This window comes from Streptomyces sp. NPDC020845 (genome assembly GCF_044334165.1).
In the GTDB taxonomy this organism is placed as follows: domain Bacteria; phylum Actinomycetota; class Actinomycetes; order Streptomycetales; family Streptomycetaceae; genus Streptomyces.
The window spans coordinates 28,323-46,896 of sequence record NZ_JBIRSJ010000031.1; the positions used below are offsets into that span (position 1 = coordinate 28,323).

Sequence of the window (18,574 nt, forward strand, 5' to 3'; positions counted from 1 at the left end):
AACTCCGTACCTGTACTAGGCGAGATCGCCGAATTCGCTGTCGATGAAGGCGAGGACTTCCGTCGCCGAGGCGGTGTCGAGGGAGGTTTCCTCCGTGCCGGAGTGGGCGGCCCCCGGGCCCGACTCCAGGCGTCGCAGCACGCGGCGCAGCCTCGTGGCCACCTCCTCCTGGTGCCCGGCGCCGCCGGAGGCCAGCGCCTCGACGTCGGCCTCGAGCCGGTCGAGTCCGCCCATGACCCGGAGCGCCGGGTCCCGCTCCGGCGGTGCGGCGAGTTCCAGGAGATGCGCGGCGAGCGCGGCCGGTGTCGGATGGTCGAAGACGAGGGTCGCGGGGACGGCCAGGGAGGTCGCCGTCCGCAGGTGGTTGCGCAGTTCGACCGCGGTGAGCGAGTCGAACCCGAGGGCCTTGAACGCCTGGTCGGGGTCGACATCGTCGGCCGAGCCGTGGCCCAGTACGGCCGCGGTGTGCCGACGCACCAGGTCCAGGACGTGCCGCTGCCGCTCCGGGGCGGACAGTCCTGCCAGCCGGTCCGCCAGTGTCATGGCACCGGACGGTCCCGGTGCGGTCGTGGTGTCCGGGGCTGTCGTGGGGTCCTCGGCCGCGGACGGCCGGACGCGGACGAGTTCCCGAAGGACCGCGGGCACCTGCTCGTGTCCGTACCGCGCCCGAAGCGCGGCCAGGTCCAGGCGTGCCGGGGTGAGCGTGGGGAGGCCGGTCAGCCGCGCGGTGTCGAACAGCGCGAGACCGTGCGCGGAGCCGAGGGGCACGACGCCGGACCGGCTCATCCGCTGCCGGTCGCGGTCGAGGAGCCGCCCGGTCATTCCGCTGGCCTGCTCCCACAGCCCCCAGGCGAGGCTGGTGGCGGGCAGCCCAAGGGCGTGCCGGTGCTCGGCGAGCGCGTCGAGGAAGGCGTTGGCCGCGGCGTAGTTGCCCTGACCCGCCGCGCCAAGGGTGGCCGAGGCGGAGGAGAACAGCACGAACATCCGGAGTTCCGGGCCTGCGGTGAGCCGGTGCAGGTTCCACGCTCCGCGCACCTTCGGGTGGAGTACGGCGGACAGCCGGCCGTGGTCCAGCGCGGACACAACCCCGTCGTCGGTGACGCCGGCGGCGTGCACGACGCCCGCGAGGCGGTGCTCGGCGGTGAGGGCGTCCAGCACCTGACGCAGGGCCCGCTCGTCGCCGGCGTCACAGGCCACCACCTCGATGCGCGCACCGAGTTCCGCCACGTCGCCGCGCAGGTGCCGTACCTCCGCGGTCTCGGTACCGCGGCGTCCGGCCAGGATGACGTGGCGCAGCCCGTGCTCGGTCACCAGGTGCCGGGCCAGCAGGGTGCCCAGCGTTCCTGTGCCGCCCGTGATCAGCACCGTCTCGCCGGCCTCGAAGGAAGGGGCGGGGACGGTCAGTACGCCCTTGCCGGTGAGTGCGGCCTGGCTGAGCGCACGGAAGGCGGCCGGGGCGTCCCGGATGTCCCAGACGGTCACGGGCAGCGGGGTGAGCTCACCGGAGGCGAAGAGCTCGGCCAGGTGCGCAAGGACCTCGGCGATGCGGTCCGCGCCGGCCTCACTCAGGTCGAAGGACCGGTATCGAACCCCGGGGTGCTCGGCAGCGACCCGCTCGGGATCGCGCAGGTCGGTCTTGCCCATCTCGACGAACCGGCCGCCTCGCGGCAGGGCCCGCAGCGAGGCGTCAACGAACTCGCCCGCGAGCGAGTTCAGCACCACGTCCACGCCCGCGCCCCCGGTCGCCTTCAGCACCGAGTCGGCGAAGACCGTCGTCCGTGAGGAGGCGATGTGCGCGCGGTCCAGCCCACCGTCGAGCAGCGTGTCCCACTTCGGCTCGCTCGCAGTGCCGTACACCTCGGCGCCCAGGTGCCGGGCCAGCTGGACGGCGGCCATGCCCACCCCGCCGGCGGCGGCGTGTACGAGCACCGACTCCCCCGCGCTTAGCCCGGCCAGGTCGACCAGGCCGTAGTAGGCGGTCAAGAAGGCGACCGGGGTGGCAGCGGCCGTCTCGTAGGACCAGCCGTCCGGTATCCGAGCCAGGAACCGCTGATCGACCACGGCGGTAGGAGCGAAGGCCCTGACCACCATGCCCATCACCCGGTCCCCCGGGACCAGTCCGGTGACGCCCTGCCCCGTCTCCACCACGACTCCGGCGCACTCGGTGCCCAGGTCCGCGCGGCCGGGATACATGTCCAGGGCGATCAGGACGTCCCTGAAGTTCACCCCGGCAGCGCGTACGGCGATCCGCACCATGCCCTCGCCCAGCGGCTCCTCGGCCTGGGCGCAGGGAACCAGCGCCAGGTTGTCCAGGGTGCCGCGCCCGGTGCTCTCCAGCCGCCACGAGCCCGCTCCCGGCGGGACGGCCAGGGCCCATCCGGTGTCCGGACGGGTGAGTCTGCGGGCGTACAGCCGGCCGGCGCGCACAGCCACCTCCGGCTCCGCCTGCCGTACGGCCAGGATGAGGTGCGCCGGGTCGGGTGCGGTGCCGTCGAAGTCGGCCAGGGTGATACGGCCGGGGTTCTCGGTCTGGGCCGAGCGGACCAGACCAAGAAGCGTGGACTGGGCGAGCATCGCGGGGTTGTCCGTCCGATCGGCGGTCTGGTCCTCGGCGCCGGTGGTCACCGCGTGCCGGGTGCCGATCACGAGGTGGCAGTCCGTCAGCCGATCGTCGTCCAGCCACCGCTTGAGCAGATCGAGTGCCCACTCCGCACACCGCCGGGCCGCCTCGGCAGAGTCGACGCCGGCCGCGATGTCCCGCGAACAGCGAGCGAGCACCGTACCCGGTTCCCCCTTGCCGGCCGCGAGTGCCTCGGCGAACGAGTCGAGGTCGGGATGGTGCCGCCAGGCGCCTTCCAGCGGGTCACCGAGCAGTACGCAGTCTGCGGTGGGATATGCGATGCCGTCGGCGACGCTCAGCGGCACCCAGCGAGTGGTGAAGAACGCGTCGTCAAAGGCCGCTGCGGGGCTGTGCAGTCGCTCTGGCGAGATCGGGCGCAGGACCAGCGAGCCGACGGATATCACCGGCCGGCCCGCGGCGTCCGCGCCATGCAACGTGACGGTGCCGTCCTCGGCCCGGACCAGACAGACCCGCAAGCGGTCGGCGCCGGCCGCGTGCACCCGTACCTCGCCCCAGGAGAACGGCAGCCGGGCCGAGCCGGGCTCGTCAGTGTCCCGTGCTGCCGGCCCCAGCGTGTGCAGGGCCGCGTCGAGCAGGGCCGGATGGACGCCGAAGCCACCAGTCTCGTCGGCGGGCAGGCTAACCTCGGCGAAGACCTGGCCGCCGCGCCGCCATGCGGCACGCAGGCCCCGAAAGACCGGCCCGTAGGAGAAGCCCGCGTCGGCGAGCTCTTCGTAGAAGCCGTCCAGTGGGATGGGCTCGCAGCCCGCCACCGGCCAGGTCTCGAAGTCCGTGGGCGGCTGGACGGACGCGTCGCCGCCCGGGGCCAGCAGGCCCTCGGCATGCCGCGTCCAGCCCGCCCCGTCCGTCCCTTCGTCCGCGCCGTCGGGCTGCGAGTACAGCGCGACCGGGCGGCAGCCGGTGTCGTCGGGCGCGCCGAGCACCAACCGCACCCGCACCGCCACGTCCTGTGCGAGCGCCAGCGGCGTGGCGAGGGTCAGTTCACGCAGCGCGCCGCACCCCACTCGGTGGCCCGCCCAGCAGACGAGATCCACGAACGCGGTGCCGGGGACGAGCACGGTGCCCAGCACCCTATGGTCACCCAGCCAGGGATGCGTCGCCAGTGAGATCCGGCCGGTGCACAGCACATCCTCGCCCTCGGGCGAGGGGATCCAGGCCGTCAGCAGCGGATGCCCGGCCTCGGCGAGCCCGGCCGCGGCCAGGTCCCGGCCGGCGGTCGCCTGCCGCGGCCAGTGCCGCTTGTGCTGGAAGGCGTACGTCGGCAGGTCCACGGCCCGCGCTCCGGTACCGGCGAGCGAAGCCGTCCAGTCGACGGTGGCGCCGGTGACGAAGACGGTCGCGAGCGCGTGCAGCAGGGAGGCCTCCTCGGGGCGCCCGGCGTGGAGCACGGGCACGCAGACCGCGCCGGTGCCGGTGTCGTCGAGGACCTCCTCCACCATCGCGGTCAGCGCGCCACCGGGACCCAGCTCCAGGAGCTTGTCCACGCCCCGGCCCAGTACGGTGCCCACCCCGTCGGCGAAGCGGACGGCCTCGCGGACATGGCGCACCCAGTAGTCCGGGGTGAGCAGCTCGGAGCCCGCGGTCCCGCCCGTCAGGTTGGAGATCACCGGGATGCGCGGCGTACGGAACTCCACGGACGCCAGCACCTGCGCGAACTCGGCGAGCATCGGCTCCATCCGCGCCGAGTGGAACGCGTGCGAGACCGTCAGCCGCTTGGTATGCCGCCCCTCCTCGGCCAGCTTCGCCGCCAGCTCAAGTACCGGCTCCTCGTCCCCGGACAACACCAGCGACCGCGGCCCGTTCACCGCCGCCACCGACACCCCCTCCGGCAACACCGGCAACTCCCCCTCCGCCACCCGCACCGCCACCATCGCCCCACCGGAGGGCAGCGCCTGCATCAACCGGCCCCGCGCCGCCACCACCCGACAGGCATCCGCCAACGACCACACACCCGCCACATAAGCCGCCGCCAGCTCACCAACGGAGTGACCCACCAGCACATCCGCCCGCACACCCCACGAGGCGACCAGCTCGAACAGCGCCACCTCCAGCGCGAACAACGCCGGCTGCGCCCACTCCGTACGGTCCACAACCTCGCCGTCGCCACCGAAGACGACCTCCCGCAACGAGCCGGGCAGAAGCCCGTCGAACCTGGCGCACACCGCGTCGAAGGCGGCCGCGAACGCCGGGAACGCCTCGTACAGCTCCCGGCCCGTCCCGGCGCGCTGGGATCCCTGACCGGTGAACAGCAGCGCCGTCCCGCCGTCGCCGGCCACACCCCGCACCGTGCTCGTTCCGGTCCCGGCCTCGGCCAGCGCCTCCAACTGGGCCAGGAACTCCTCCGGTTCCCGCCCGGTCAGCACCGCCCGGTGCTCCAGCACCGCGCGCGTCGCCGCCAGCGACCAGCCCACATCCACCGGGCGCGGCTCACGCCCCCGCAGATGCTCCGCGAGCCGCCGCGCCTGCGCCCGCAGCCCCTCCTCCGACCGCGCCGACAACGCCCACGGCACCACACCGGCGACCCGGTCCGGGACCTCGGGGGAAACCGTCTCCACCGTCTCCAGCGCCTCCTCGAGCACGACGTGGGCGTTGGTGCCGCTGATCCCGAACGCCGACACACCCACCCGCCGCGGACGGCCGGTTTCCGGCCACTGTCGTGTCTCGGTGAGCAGCTCCACCGCACTCGCCGACCAGTCCACCTCCCGCGACGGCACATCCACGTGCAGCGTCTTCGGCAGCACTCCGTGCCGCAGCGCCAGCACAGACTTGATCACACCCGCCACACCCGCGGCGGCCTGCGTGTGACCGATGTTCGACTTCACAGAGCCGAGGTACAGCGGCCGGTCGTCCGCGCGGTCCTGGCCGTACGTCGCCAGCAGCGCCTGTGCCTCGATCGGATCGCCGAGCGCCGTCCCCGTGCCGTGCGCCTCCACCATGTCGATGTCCGCGGGCGACAGTCCGGCACCGGCGACCGCCTGACGGATCACCCGCTGCTGCGAAGGACCGTTCGGCGCGGTCAGACCGTTCGACGCACCGTCGGAGTTCACCGCCGAACCGCGCACCACCGCCAGCACGGTGTGACCGCGCCGACGTGCCTCGGACAGCCGGGAGAGCACCAGCACGCCGACGCCCTCGCCCCACCCGGTGCCGTCCGCGCCGTCGGCGAACGCCTTGCACCGGCCATCGGGAGCCAGGCCCCCCTGCCGCGCGAAGGCGTCGAAGGCGTTGGGGGTGGCCATCACGGCCACGCCGCCGGCGAGGGCCAGGTCGCACTCGCCGCCCCGCAGCGCCTGCGCCGCCAGATGCAGCGCCACCAGCGACGACGAGCACGCCGTGTCCACCGTCAGCGCCGGACCCTCAAGGCCCAGCGCGTAGGCGATCCGGCCGGACAGCACACTGCCGACGGCGCCGGTGAGGGCGTAGTCCTGGCCTCCTTCCAGGGATGCGACGAGGGTGCTGTAGTCGTACGAGCCCGCGCCGACGAAGACGCCGGTGCGGCTGCCGCGCAGCGACAGCGCGTCCACCCCGGCCCGCTCCAGCGCCTCCCACGACGTCTCCAGCAGCAGCCGCTGCTGCGGGTCCATCGCCAGCGCCTCACGCGGCGAGATCCCGAAGAACGCCGCGTCGAACCCGGCCACGTCCGCGAGGAAACCGCCGGTTTGGGAGAAGGCGGCGTCGGGGGCGACGTCCCAGCCCCGGTCGGTGGGGAAGCCGCCGATCGCGTCCTCGCCGGCGGCGAGCAGCTCCCAGAACCTCTCGGGTGTGGTCGTGCCGCCGGGGTACCGGCAGGCCATCGCCACGATGACGACCGGGTCGTCGTCCGCCGGGCCGGCCGGCGCGGTGAGCGCGGGTGCGGCCGTCTCGGCCGGGGTGTCCGCGCCGAACAGCTGGGTCCACAGCGCGTCAGCCGCCGCGCGGGGCGTGGGGTGGTCGAAGACGAGGGTGGCGGGCAGCCGCAGCCCGGTGGCCGCCGTCAGCCGGTTGCGCAGGTCGACCGCAGTCAGCGAGTCGAAGCCCAGTTCCTTGAACGGCTTCGACGGAGCGATGGACTCGGCGCCCCTGTGCCCGAGGGCGAGCGCCGCGGCGTTCCTGACCAGCTCCAGCAGTTCCCGGTCGCGCTCACCGTCGGGCAGCTTCGCGAGCCGCGCGGCCAGGCCGGGGATGTCGTCGGCCGGTTCGGCCGAGGCGGGGGCGGCCTCCGGGATGTCGTCGATCAGCGGGCGCGGGCGGGCCGCGGTGAATGTCTCGGCGAAGCGCGCCCAGTCCATGTCGGTGACCGTCAGCGCGGTCTCGTCGTGGTCGAGCGCCTGCTGGAGAGCGGCGATCGCCCGGTCGGGGTCCATCGAGCGAACGCCACCGCGGGCCAGCTCTCGCGCGAGGTCGTCATCGACCATGCCGCCGTCGGCCCAGCTGCCCCAGGCCACCGACGTGGCGACGAGCCCTCGCCGGCGCCGGTCGGCCGCGAGCGCGTCGGCGTACGCGTTGGCCGCGGCATATCCGCCCTGGCCCGCGCTGCCCCAGACGGCGGCTCCGGACGAGAACAGCACGAACGCGTCGAGGTCCTGGCCGGCCAGCAGCTCGTCCAGATTGCGGGCGCCGGCGGCCTTGGCGGCGACGACCTCCGCCAGCTCGGCGAGGGTGGTCCCGGCGAGCGGGGCGTTGCGGCTCACGCCCGCGGTATGAATCACTGCGCTGACCGGAAACGCCTTGGGCACGGCTGCCAGCGCGTCGGCCAGCTGGGCCCGGTCGGCGACATCACAGGCGGTGATCGTCACTTCGGCGCCCAGCGCCCGCAGTTCGTCGGAGAGTTCGACGGCACCGTCGGCGACCGGCCCGCGCCGGCTGGTCAGCAGCAGGTGCCCGGCACCCGCGCGGGCGAGCCAGCGGGCCACCCTGGCGCCCAGTGCTCCGGTGCCGCCGGTGACGACGACGGTGCCGTCGGGTCGCGGGCGCCAGGAGCGCGGCGCCGCCACGCCCGCCAGGGGCGCCCGAACCAGGCGGCGTACGTACGCTCCTGAAGGCCGAAGGGCGTATTCCTGCTCGATTCCGTCGGCGGTGAGCGCGGCCCGCAGCAAGGCCGCGGTGCGCTCGTCGGGTTCGGCGGGCAGGTCGACAAGTCCGCCCCAGGTCGCGGGGGTCTCCAGCCCGGCGACCCGGCCCAGCCCCCAGAGCTGGGCCTGGTCCGGTGCCGTGACCTGGTCCAGGCCACCGGTGCCGACGGCGCCGCTGGTCAGACACCACAGAGGTGCCTCGATCCCGGCCTCTCGCAGCGCGGTCAGCAGGGTCACAGTTGCGGCCACCCCCGTCGGCAGGGCGGGGTGCTGCGGGTGCGGGCGGTCGGTGAGGCCCAGCAGGGACACCACGCCCGTCCACGCGGTGTCCTGCGGTGTGCACGGCCGGGCGGGCACGTCGGCCGGCCGCACCACGGTGGCGGCGCCCTTGCCGAGGGCCGCGCTCACCCATCGGGTGACGGCCGCGTCCGGGTCGTCGGTCACCAGCAGCCAGTCGCCGGCCAGGGCGGCCGGTGCGGGCGGGTTCACCTGCGTCCAGGTGACGCGGTAGCGCCAGGTGTCGAGCGTCGCGGAGTCCTTGCGGCGGCGGCGCCAGCCGGACAGCGCGGGCACCAGGTCACGCAACGACCGGCCGTCCGGTAGGGCCAGTTCGGCGGCCACGGCGTCCAGGTCGCCGCGCTCCACGGCCTGCCACAGCGGGGCGTCATCCTCGCCGCCACCGGTCGCGGTGGCCGGTGTGATGGGCTCGGGCCAGAACCGTGTGCGCTGGAAGGGATAGGTGGGTAGCTGGACCGGGCGGGTGCCGGTGCCGCCCAGCACGGCCGCCCAGTCCACGTGGGCACCGCGGACGAAGGCCTCGGCCAGCGAGAGCAGGAACCGTTCCGGGCCGCCGTCGCCCCGGCGCAGGCTGCCCACCGCGGCGGCCGTCGCGGTGACCGCGTCGGAGGCCTCCTGCACGGCCGGCACCAGTACGGGGTGCGGGCTCATCTCCAGGAACACGTCGTGGCCCTGGGTGAGGAGTTCCTCGGTGACCGGCCCGAACAGCACGGGCTTGCGAAGGTTGCGGTACCAGTACCCGGCGTCCAGGCCCGTGGTGTGGAGCCTGGTACCGGTCACGGTGGAATGGAAGGGAATCTCCGAGGAGCGCGACACGATCCCGGCCGCCAGCTCGGTCAGCTTCCGCTCGATCCGCTCCACCTGCGGTGAGTGGGAAGCGTAGTCCACGGGGATGCGGCGGGCCCGTATGCCGTCCGCCTCGCAGGCGGCGAGCAGTTCGGCCAGCGCCGCCGGCTCGCCGGCGATGACGGTGGAGCGGCGGCTGTTGTGCGCCGCGACGCAGATCCTGCCCTTCCAGCTGGCTATGCGGTCCGCCGTGCCGGCCGGGGACAGGGCCACCGACACCATGCCGCCGTGCCCGGACAGCTCCTCGCGGATGAGCCGACTGCGCAGCGTCACCAGCATGGCACCGTCCTCCAGCGAGAGGGCACCCGCCACACACGCCGCGGCTATCTCCCCCTGCGAGTGCCCCACCACGACGGCCGGTTCGACCCCGCAGGAACGCCACAGGGCGGCCAGCGAGACGCTCACGGCCCAGGACGCCGGCTGGAGCACGTCCACGCGGTCCAGTCCGGGCGCTCCGTCGGCCTGGTGGATCACCTCGGCGAGGGACCAGTCGGTCAGGTCCCCGAGGGCCTTGTCACAGCGATCCATCCACCGCGCGAACTCCGGCGACGACTCCCACAGCCGGGCGGCCATGCCGGCCCACTGCGCGCCCTGGCCGGGGAAGACGAAGACGACCCGGCCGCGGGTGTCGGCGGTGCCGCGCACGACCCGCGCGTCGCCATCTCCAGTGGCCAGCGCGGCGAGCCCGGAGGCGTACGCGTCACGGCCGTCGGCGAGCAGCACGGCGCGCTCCGCCCAGATCGTCCTGGTCGTCACAAGGGAGCGTGCGACGTCGGCCGGGACCGCGCCGGGTGCCGCCTCGCGCAAGCGGTCCGCGAGCGCGCCCAGCGCCTCCCCCGACCTGGCGGTCAGCACCCACGGCTGGACGGAGCTGTCCACCGCGGGCGGCCGAACGGCGGGTGCCGGGTCGGAGGAGGCCGACGGGGGCGCCTGCTCCAGGATCACGTGGGCGTTGGTGCCGCTGACGCCGAAGGCGGAGACGCCGGCGCGGCGCGGCCGGTCGACGGCCGGCCAGGGCCGGTCCTCGGTGAGCAGGGCGACCGCGCCCTCGGACCAGTCGACCTCCGAGGTCGGCCGCGGGGCATGCAGGGTCTTCGGGAGCTGCCCGTGCCTCAGTGCGAACAGCATCTTCAGCACGCCGGCCAGTCCGGCGGCGGCCTGGGCGTGCCCGATGTTCGACTTGACGGAGCCGAGATACAGCGGCCGGTCGGCAGGGCGGTCCTGACCGTAGGTGGCGAGCAGGGCCTGCGCCTCGATGGGGTCGCCCAACCGGGTGCCGGTGCCGTGCGCCTCCACCGCGTCCACGTCGGACGGTGCGCAGCCGGCGTCGGCCAGCGCCTGGCGGATAACCCGCTGCTGCGCGCGCCCGCTGGGGGCGCTGAGCCCGTTGGAGGCGCCGTCCTGATTGACGGCGGTGCCGCGCACGACGCCCAGCACCTCATGGCCCAGGCGGCGCGCGTCGGAGAGCCGTTCCAGAACGACGGTGCCCACGCCCTCGGCCCAGCCGGTGCCGTCCGCGTCGGGGCCGAAAGCCTTGCAGCGCCCGTCGGCGGACAGGCCGCGCTGCCGGGAGAACTCCACGAATATGTCGGGTCCGGACATGACGGTCACACCGCCCGCGAGCGCGAGGTCGCACTCCCCGGAGCTGAGCGCCTGGACGGCGAGGTGCAGGGCGACCAGCGAGGAGGAGCAGGCGGTGTCGACGGTCAGCGCGGGGCCCTCGAGCCCCAGGGTGTAGGCGATGCGGCCGGACAGGACGCTGGAGGCCGTGCCGGTCAGCACATGCCCCTCGACATCGGAGGAGTGCAGCAGGTTCGCGTAGTCCTGGCCGTTGGAGCCGACGAACACGCCGGTCCGGCTGCCGGCCAGGGAGCCCGGGACGATGCCGGCCCGCTCCAGCGCCTCCCACGAGGTCTCGAGCAGCAGCCGCTGCTGCGGATCCATCGCCAGCGCCTCACGCGGCGAGATCCCGAAGAACACCGCGTCGAAGTCCGCCACGCCGGTGAGGAAACCGCCCTCGCGGACGTAACTGGTGCCTGACGCGCCGGAGTCGGGATCGTAGAGGCGGTCGAGGTCCCAGCCCCGGTCCACCGGGAAGGGGCCGATGGCGTCGCCGCCGTCGAGGACGAGCTGCCACAGGTCCTCCGGGGTACGCACGCCACCGGGGAACCGGCAGGCGGCGGACACGATCACGACAGGGTCGTCGTGGGTGCGTGTGGGGCCAACCGGTCGCCCGCCGACGGTCGAGGGCTGGTCGCCGCCGTCCACTCCGGCGGCCAGGTGCTCTACGAGCCTGCCTGGCGTGGGGTGGTCGTAGATCAGGCTGGGCGGCAGCCGCCTGCCGAGTGCGGCGGCGAGCCGGTTGCGGAACTCCACGCCGATCAGCGAGTCGAAGCCGAGCGACTTGAAGGTGCGACCGGTCGGCACCCGGTCCTTGGCCCGGAACCCCAGCACAGCGGCGACCTCCACGGTCACCATGTCGTCGAGCGCCTGGCGCAGTTCGTCACCCGCCAGTCCGGCAAGCCGGTCCGCCGGCCCGTCGGTGACCTGGCCGGTCTCCTGCGGCCGGGCGTGCCATAGCTCGGGGATCCCGGCGAGCAGCGGGTGCGGCCTGCCAGGGGCGAACCCGGCCGCGAACCGCTCCCAGTCCACATCGGCGACGGTCACGGCGGTCTCGCCGTCGGCGATGGCCCGGTCAAGCACGGCGAGAGCGGCGGCGGGGTCGAGGGGCGCCAGGCCGGCGCGCGCCAGCCGGTCACGGGCAGCCCGGGTGTCGCCGGCCATGCCAGCGCCGGACCAGGAGCCCCAGGCCACCGCCGTTGCCGGTAGGCCGAGCTGGGCCCGGTGCACGGCGAGGGCGTCCAGGTAGGCGTTGGCGGCCGCGTAGTTGCCCTGTCCGGCCAGGCCGACCGTGCCGACGACGGACGAGAACATCACGAACAGGGACAGGTCGAGATCGCGCGTGAGTTCGTGCAGGTGCCGGGCGCCGATCACCTTGGGCCGGGCGACCGCGTCGAACCGGTCTGGGGTGAGCGAGTCGAGCACCCCGTCGTCGAGGACACCGGCCGCGTGCACGACACCCGTCAGCGGTCGGTCCGCCGGCAGTGCGCCGATCAGGTCCGCCAGGCGCTGCCGGTCGGCCACGTCGCATGCGGCGACGGTCACCTCGGTGCCCAGCTCCCGCAGCCGCGCGGTGAGGTCCGCAGCGCCCTCGGCGTCCGGGCCACGGCGGCTGGTGAGCAGTACATGCCGGGTGCCGGACCTGGCGAGCCAGTTGGCGATGTGCGCGCCCAGGGCACCGGTGCCGCCGGTCACCAGCACGGTGCCGTACGTATACGCCCGGCCGTCGCCCACCCCCTGGCCGGAGGCGGTGCCCGCACCCTCGGTGGTGGGCACCCGGGGCGCCACGCGGTGCAGCCGCCGGGCGTACAGCCCCGCCGCCCGCACGGCCACCTGATCCTCACCGGTGCTGCCCGACAGTACGGCACACAGCCGAGCCCGCGCCCGGTCGTCCAGCTCGGTGGGCAGGTCGACGAGGCCGCCCCAGCGCTCGGGGTGCTCCAGTGCCGCGACGCGGCCCATCCCCCACACCTGGGCCTGCCCGGGGTCGGTCAGCGCGTCGGAGCGGCTCACCGACACCGCGCCACGCGTCAGCGACCACAGGCGGCCACCGCCGTCGAGCCCGGTGAGGGCCTGCAGCAGCACGGCGGTCGCGGCGACGCCCGCGAAGGGCCCGCGGTCCAGGGCGAGCAGCGACACCACGCCGCTGCCCTCCTCGCCGAGCGCCGCGCGCAGGGCGTCGGCGATCTCGGCGCGGTCGGCTCGCTCCGGGTCGACCTCGACCAGCACGGTCCGCGCACCGTGCTCCCGGAGGGCGGCCGTAACGTCCGGCAGGACATCCAGGTGGCCCTCGCCCGCGGGGACGACGACGGCCTGGACACCGCTCAGCGACGGCGTGGCGCAGTCCGGCACACTCACCCACTCGGCGCGGTAGCGGAGAGGATCCGCAGGCGCCGAGGCGGGTGCGACGGGGTCCAACCAGTAACGTCGGTGTTCGAAGGCGTAGGTGGGCAGCTCGACGGTGCGGGCTCCGTACGGCGCGAGGAACGCCGCCCAGCCCACATCCATGCCGGTGGTGTGCAGCTGGCCGAGGGCGGTCAGCAGCGTGCGGGATTCGGGCTGGTCATGGCGGAGCGCGGGTACGACGGCCACATCCCGGTCGATGCCCTGCTCGGCCAGGGTGTCGTGAGCGAGGGAGGTCAGGACGCCGTCGGGTCCGAGTTCGAGATAACGCCGGACGCCCGAGCCGTGTGCGGTGGTCACTCCGTCGGCGAAGCGGACGGCCTCGCGTACCTGGCGTACCCAGTACTCGGGCGTGGTCAGCTCCTCGCCGGCCAACTCACCGGTCACGTTGGAGATCACCGGGATCCGCGGTGCACGGAACTCCACCGCCGCCAGCACCTGCGCGAACTCGGCGAGCATCGGCTCCATCCGCGCCGAGTGAAACGCATGCGAGACCCTCAACCGCCTGGTATCCAGGCCCTCCCCGGCCAGTTGCGCCGCCAGCTCAAGTACCGGCCCCTCATCCCCGGACAGGACCAGCGACCGCGGCCCGTTCACCGCCGCCACCGACACCCCCTCCGGCAACACCGGCAACTCCCCCTCCGCCACCCGCACCGCGACCATCACCCCACCGGTCGGCAGCGCCTGCATCAACCGACCCCGCGCCGCCACCACCCGACACGCATCCGCCAACGACCACACACCCGCCACATAAGCCGCCACCAACTCACCAACCGAGTGACCCACCAGCACATCCGCCCGCACACCCCACGACACGACCAACTCGAACAACGCCACCTCCAACGCGAACAACGCCGGCTGCGCCCACTCCGTACGGTCCACAACCCCGCCACCATCACCAAAAACAACACCCCGCAACGACCCGGGCAACATCCCCTCGAACCCGGCACACACCGCATCGAACGCCGCCGCGAACACCGGAAACGCCTCATACAACTCCCGGCCCATACCCACACGCTGCGCACCCTGACCCGTGAACAACAACGCCGTCCCACCATCACCAGCCACACCCCGCACCACACCCGGCCCCAACACCCCATCGCACAACGCACGAAGCCCCGCCACCAACTCCTCCCCATCCCCTCCCAACACCACCGCCCGGTGCTCCAGCACCGCACGCGACCGGGCCAACGACCAGCCCACATCCACCGGCCCCAGCCCAGACCCGCCCACCACATGCTCCACCAACCGGGCAGCCTGCGCCCGCAACCCCTCCTCCGACCGCGCCGACACCACCCACGGCACCAGCCCCGCAACCTCACCAGGCGCGCTCTCCTCGACAGCCTCCGGCGCCTCCTCCAGGATCACGTGGGCGTTGGTGCCGCTGATCCCGAACGCCGACACACCCACCCGCCGCGGACGGCCCGTCTCCGGCCACTCCACCGCCTCGGTGAGCAACTCCACCGCACCCGCCGACCAGTCCACCTCCCGCGACGGCACATCCACATGCAGCGTCCGCGGCAGCACCCCATGCCGCAACGCCAGCACAGACTTGATCACACCCGCCACACCCGCAGCCGCCTGCGTATGCCCGATGTTCGACTTCACCGAACCCACATACAACGGCCGATCCGCCCCACGCTCCTGCCCATACGTGGCCAACAACGCCTGCGCCTCGATCGGATCACCCAGCGCCGTCCCCGTCCCATGCGCCTCCACCACGTCCACATCCACAGACGACAACCCCGCCGACGCCAACGCCTGACGGATCACCCGCTGCTGCGAAGGACCGTTCGGCGCCGTCAGACCATTCGACGCACCATCCGAATTCACCGCCGAACCACTCACCACCGCCAACACCGTGTGACCACACCGACGCGCCTCCGACAGGCGCGAAAGCACCAGGACACCAACCCCCTCACCCCACCCCGTGCCATCCGCCCCGTCCGCGAACGCCTTGCACCGGCCATCAGGAGCCAGACCCCCCTGCCGCGCGAACTCTGCGAACATGCCCGCCGTCGCCATCACAGCCACACCGCCGGCGAGGGCCAGGTCGCACTCACCGCCCCGCAGCGCCTGCGCCGCCAGATGCAGCGCCACCAGCGACGACGAGCACGCCGTGTCCACCGTCAGCGCCGGACCCTCAAGGCCCAGCGCATAGGCGACCCGGCCCGACAACACACTGGGCGCCGTACCGGTCAGCACGTGTCCGTCGGCTTGCGAAGGTTCGTGGAGTCTGGGGCCGTATTCCGAGGGGCTCGCGCCGACGAAGACGCCGGTGCGGCTGCCGCGCAGCGACAGCGCGTCCACCCCGGCCCGCTCCAGCGCCTCCCACGACGTCTCGAGCAGCAGCCGCTGCTGCGGGTCCATCGCCAGCGCCTCACGCGGCGAGATCCCGAAGAACGCCGCGTCGAACCCGGCCACGTCCGCCAGGAAACCACCCTCGGCGGGGAAGTCCCCGGAGACGGCCCAGCCCCGGTCGGTGGGCAGCGGAGAGATGGCGTCGCCGTCCGCCGCCATGAACTGCCAGAACTCCTCCGGCGACCGGATCCCTCCGGGCAGCCGGCAGGCCATGCCCACGACCACGACGGGGTCGTCGGCGTGCGCCGCCGAGGGAGCAGTGGTGAGCGCCGCGGGCCGTTCAGCACCCCCGGACGTCAGCTCGCGTACGAGTGCGTCCGGAGTCGGGTGGTCGAAGAGCAGGGTCGTGGGGACCCGGCGCCCGGTCGCCTCGGTGAGCCGCTCGCCGACTTCGGCCAGCATCAGGGAGCTGAGCCCCAACTCCCTGAACGTCGTGTGCGCGGGGATGTCGTCCGGGGAGTCGTGCCCGAGCACCAGTGCCACGGCTGCCCGGACGGTCTCCCGCATCGTACGGTCGCCGCGCGGTGCGTGCGCCGACGGCGCCAGCTCGTTGACGGGACGGGACCGCTGTCCGGCAGCCCGGCCGGGGGCAGGCACAGAATCCTGGGCGACCGGGTCGGGCAGCCAGTGGCGCCGCCGCTGAAATGGGTATGTGGGCAGCGGCACCCGCCGGGCGCCCTCCTCGGTGGCCAGCCGCTCCCAGTGCATCGGCACACCACGGACCTGGAGGGTGGCCAGGGCGGCGACCACCTCCTCCGGTTCGGTGCGGCCGCGCAGCAGGGGCACGGACACGGCGTCGACGCCGCGCAGGCAGCCCCGGGCCAGGGACGACAGCGTGCCGTCGGGGCCGAGTTCGAGCAGGGTGGTCACACCCTGCTCCTCCAGCAGGCGCACTCCGTCCAGGAACCGCACGGTCACGCGGGCTTGCCGTACCCAGTACTCCGGCGAGCACGCTTCCGCCTCGGTGAGCAGGGCGCCCGTCTCGTTCGACACGATCGGGACACGGGGGGCCTCGAAGGTCAGCTGCCCGGCGACCCGGTGGAACTCCTCGAGCATGCCGTCCATGTGCGGCGAGTGGAAGGCGTGGCTGACTCTCAGCCGCTTGGTTCTGCGGCCCTTGGCCGCCCAGTGCGCGGCGACGGCCAGGACGGCTTCCTCGTCGCCCGCAAGGACGGTAGAAGCCGGGCCGTTCAGGGCGGCCGCCGCCACCGACCCGTCGAGGAACGGCGCAAGTTCCTTCTCTGTAGCCTGGATGGCCGCCATCGCCCCGGTGGCCGACTGGGCCTGCATCAGCCGGCCGCGCGCGGCGACCAGGCTGCAGGCGTCGGCGAGGGACAGGACGCCGGCGACGTGCGCCGCGGCCAGTTCGCCGACGGAGTGGCCGAGCAGCAGCCGTGGGACGAGGCCACAGTGCTCCGCGAACCGGAAGAGGGCGACTTCGACGGCGAACAGTGCGGGCTGGGTGAACTCCGTACGGTCGAGCAGGACCGCTTCCGCCGTTCCTTCCGCGGCGAAGAGTACCTCCCGCAAGGGCACCCGCAACTGGGGATCGAGATGGGCGCAGACCTCGTCGAGGGCGGCCGCGTACTCGGGCGAGGACTGGTACAACTCGGCGGTCATGCCGGGGCGCTGGCTGCCCTGTCCGGTGAACAGGAAGGCGAGGGAGCTACAGGTCGCGGTGGCGCGTACGAGGTCCGGGCCGGGCGTGCCGTCGGCGAGCCGGGCGAGGCCGTCGGTCATGTCCTGCGGCTCGCGGGCGAGTAGCACGGCCCTGTGCTCGAACGCCGTGCGGCCGGCGGCCAAGGTGTGGGCGACGTCCTTCAGGCGCAGCGGACCGTGCTCGTCGAGGTGCCGGCCCAGGTGGTGCGCCTGGTCGCGCAGCGCCTGCTCGTCCCGGCCGGTGATGAGGAGGGGCACCGCTGTCCCGTTGGGGCGGATGCCGGGTGCGGTCACCGGTGCGACGCCGTGCCATTCCGTGAGGACGACATGACAGTTGGTGCCCCCCATGCCGAAGGAGCTGACGCCCACGATCAGCGGGCCGGCCTCGCTCAGCCAGGGACGCAGTGCCGTGTTGACACTCAGGCCCAGCTCGGTCATGGGGATGCGAGTGCTGGGGGTGGTGAAGTTGAGGCTTGCGTGGATCTCGCGGTGGCGTACGGTCAGCACGGCCTTGAGGAGTCCGGCGATACCGGCGGCGCCTTCGAGGTGGCCGATGTTGGTCTTCACCGAACCGACCAGCAGCGGCTGTTCCGCACTGCGGCCCGCGCCGAGCACGGCACCGACGGCCGCGGCCTCCACGGGGTCACCGGCAGGGGTTCCCGTGCCGTGCAGTTCCACGTATCCGACGGCGTTCGGGGAGATCCCCGCCTGCTCGTACGCGGCGGTGAGCACGGCCTCCTGACCCTGGCGGTCGGGTACGGTCAGGCCTTCGCCGCCACCGTCGTTGTTCACCGCGCTGCCCGCGAGCACGCACAGGATGTCGTCGCCGTCCGCGACCGCGTCAGTGAGCCGCTTGAGGACGACGACACCGCCGCCCTCGCCGCGCACATAGCCGTTGGCGCGAGCGTCGAAGGTGTAGCAGCGGCCGTCCGGGGAGAGCGCCCCGAAGCGTTCGACGGCGGCCGTGCTGTCCTCTGCGAGGATCAGGTTCACCCCGCCGGCCAGGGCCAGGGAGCACTCGCCCCGGCGCAGGCTCTCGGTGGCCAGGTGCACGGCGACCAGGGACGACGACTGTCCCGAGTCGACCGTAAAGCTCGGACCCCGCAGGCCCAGCCTGTAGGAGACCCGGTTGGCGATCATGCCCCGGTTGAGGCCGGTGCTCGTCTCCGGGGTGGCGGCGTCCACGCCGGCGGCCCGGGACAGTACGGCGTAGTCGTCGGTGATGGCGCCCACGAAGACACCGGCGTCGCTACCGTCGAGGCGGGCGGGCACGATGCCTGAGTCTTCGAGTGCTTCCCAGCACAGTTCCAGCATCAGCCGCTGCTGCGGGTCCATGACCGCGGCCTCGCGCGGCGAGACACCGAAGAATCCGGCGTCGAAACGGTCCACCGAGTCCAGGAAGCCACCCCGCGGCGGGGCGTACGGACGATCCGGGGCGGCGGCGCCGACAGCTTCCGTACCGCTGCGGAGAATGGCGCGAAATTCCGCCGGTCCCGCCGCACCGGGCAGCCGGCACGCCATTCCCACCACCGCGATCGGCTGGGCGGATCGCGCCGTGAACTCAGCGGCCTCTGACTCGGATCCACCCGCCATGCGTTTCCCTTACGTCGCTAGGAACCTGAAGCGCGCCTCAATGCGGCACCCGGCCGCAGGTCACACCGAATATCCGAGCGGGCGGCCCCTAGCCTCAACCACT

At 73.5% G+C, this 18,574-nt stretch carries 1 protein-coding gene; it reads right to left on the reverse strand.

The window, feature by feature from the left end; genetic code table 11:
• Nucleotides 1-15: 15 nt before the first annotated feature.
• On the reverse strand, nucleotides 16-18,471 hold the full coding sequence (locus tag ACH4U7_RS49735) for a type I polyketide synthase (RefSeq protein ID WP_398534375.1): 18,456 nt from the start codon (nucleotides 18,469-18,471) through the stop codon (nucleotides 16-18).
• Between the last annotated feature and the right edge of the window lie 103 nt (nucleotides 18,472-18,574).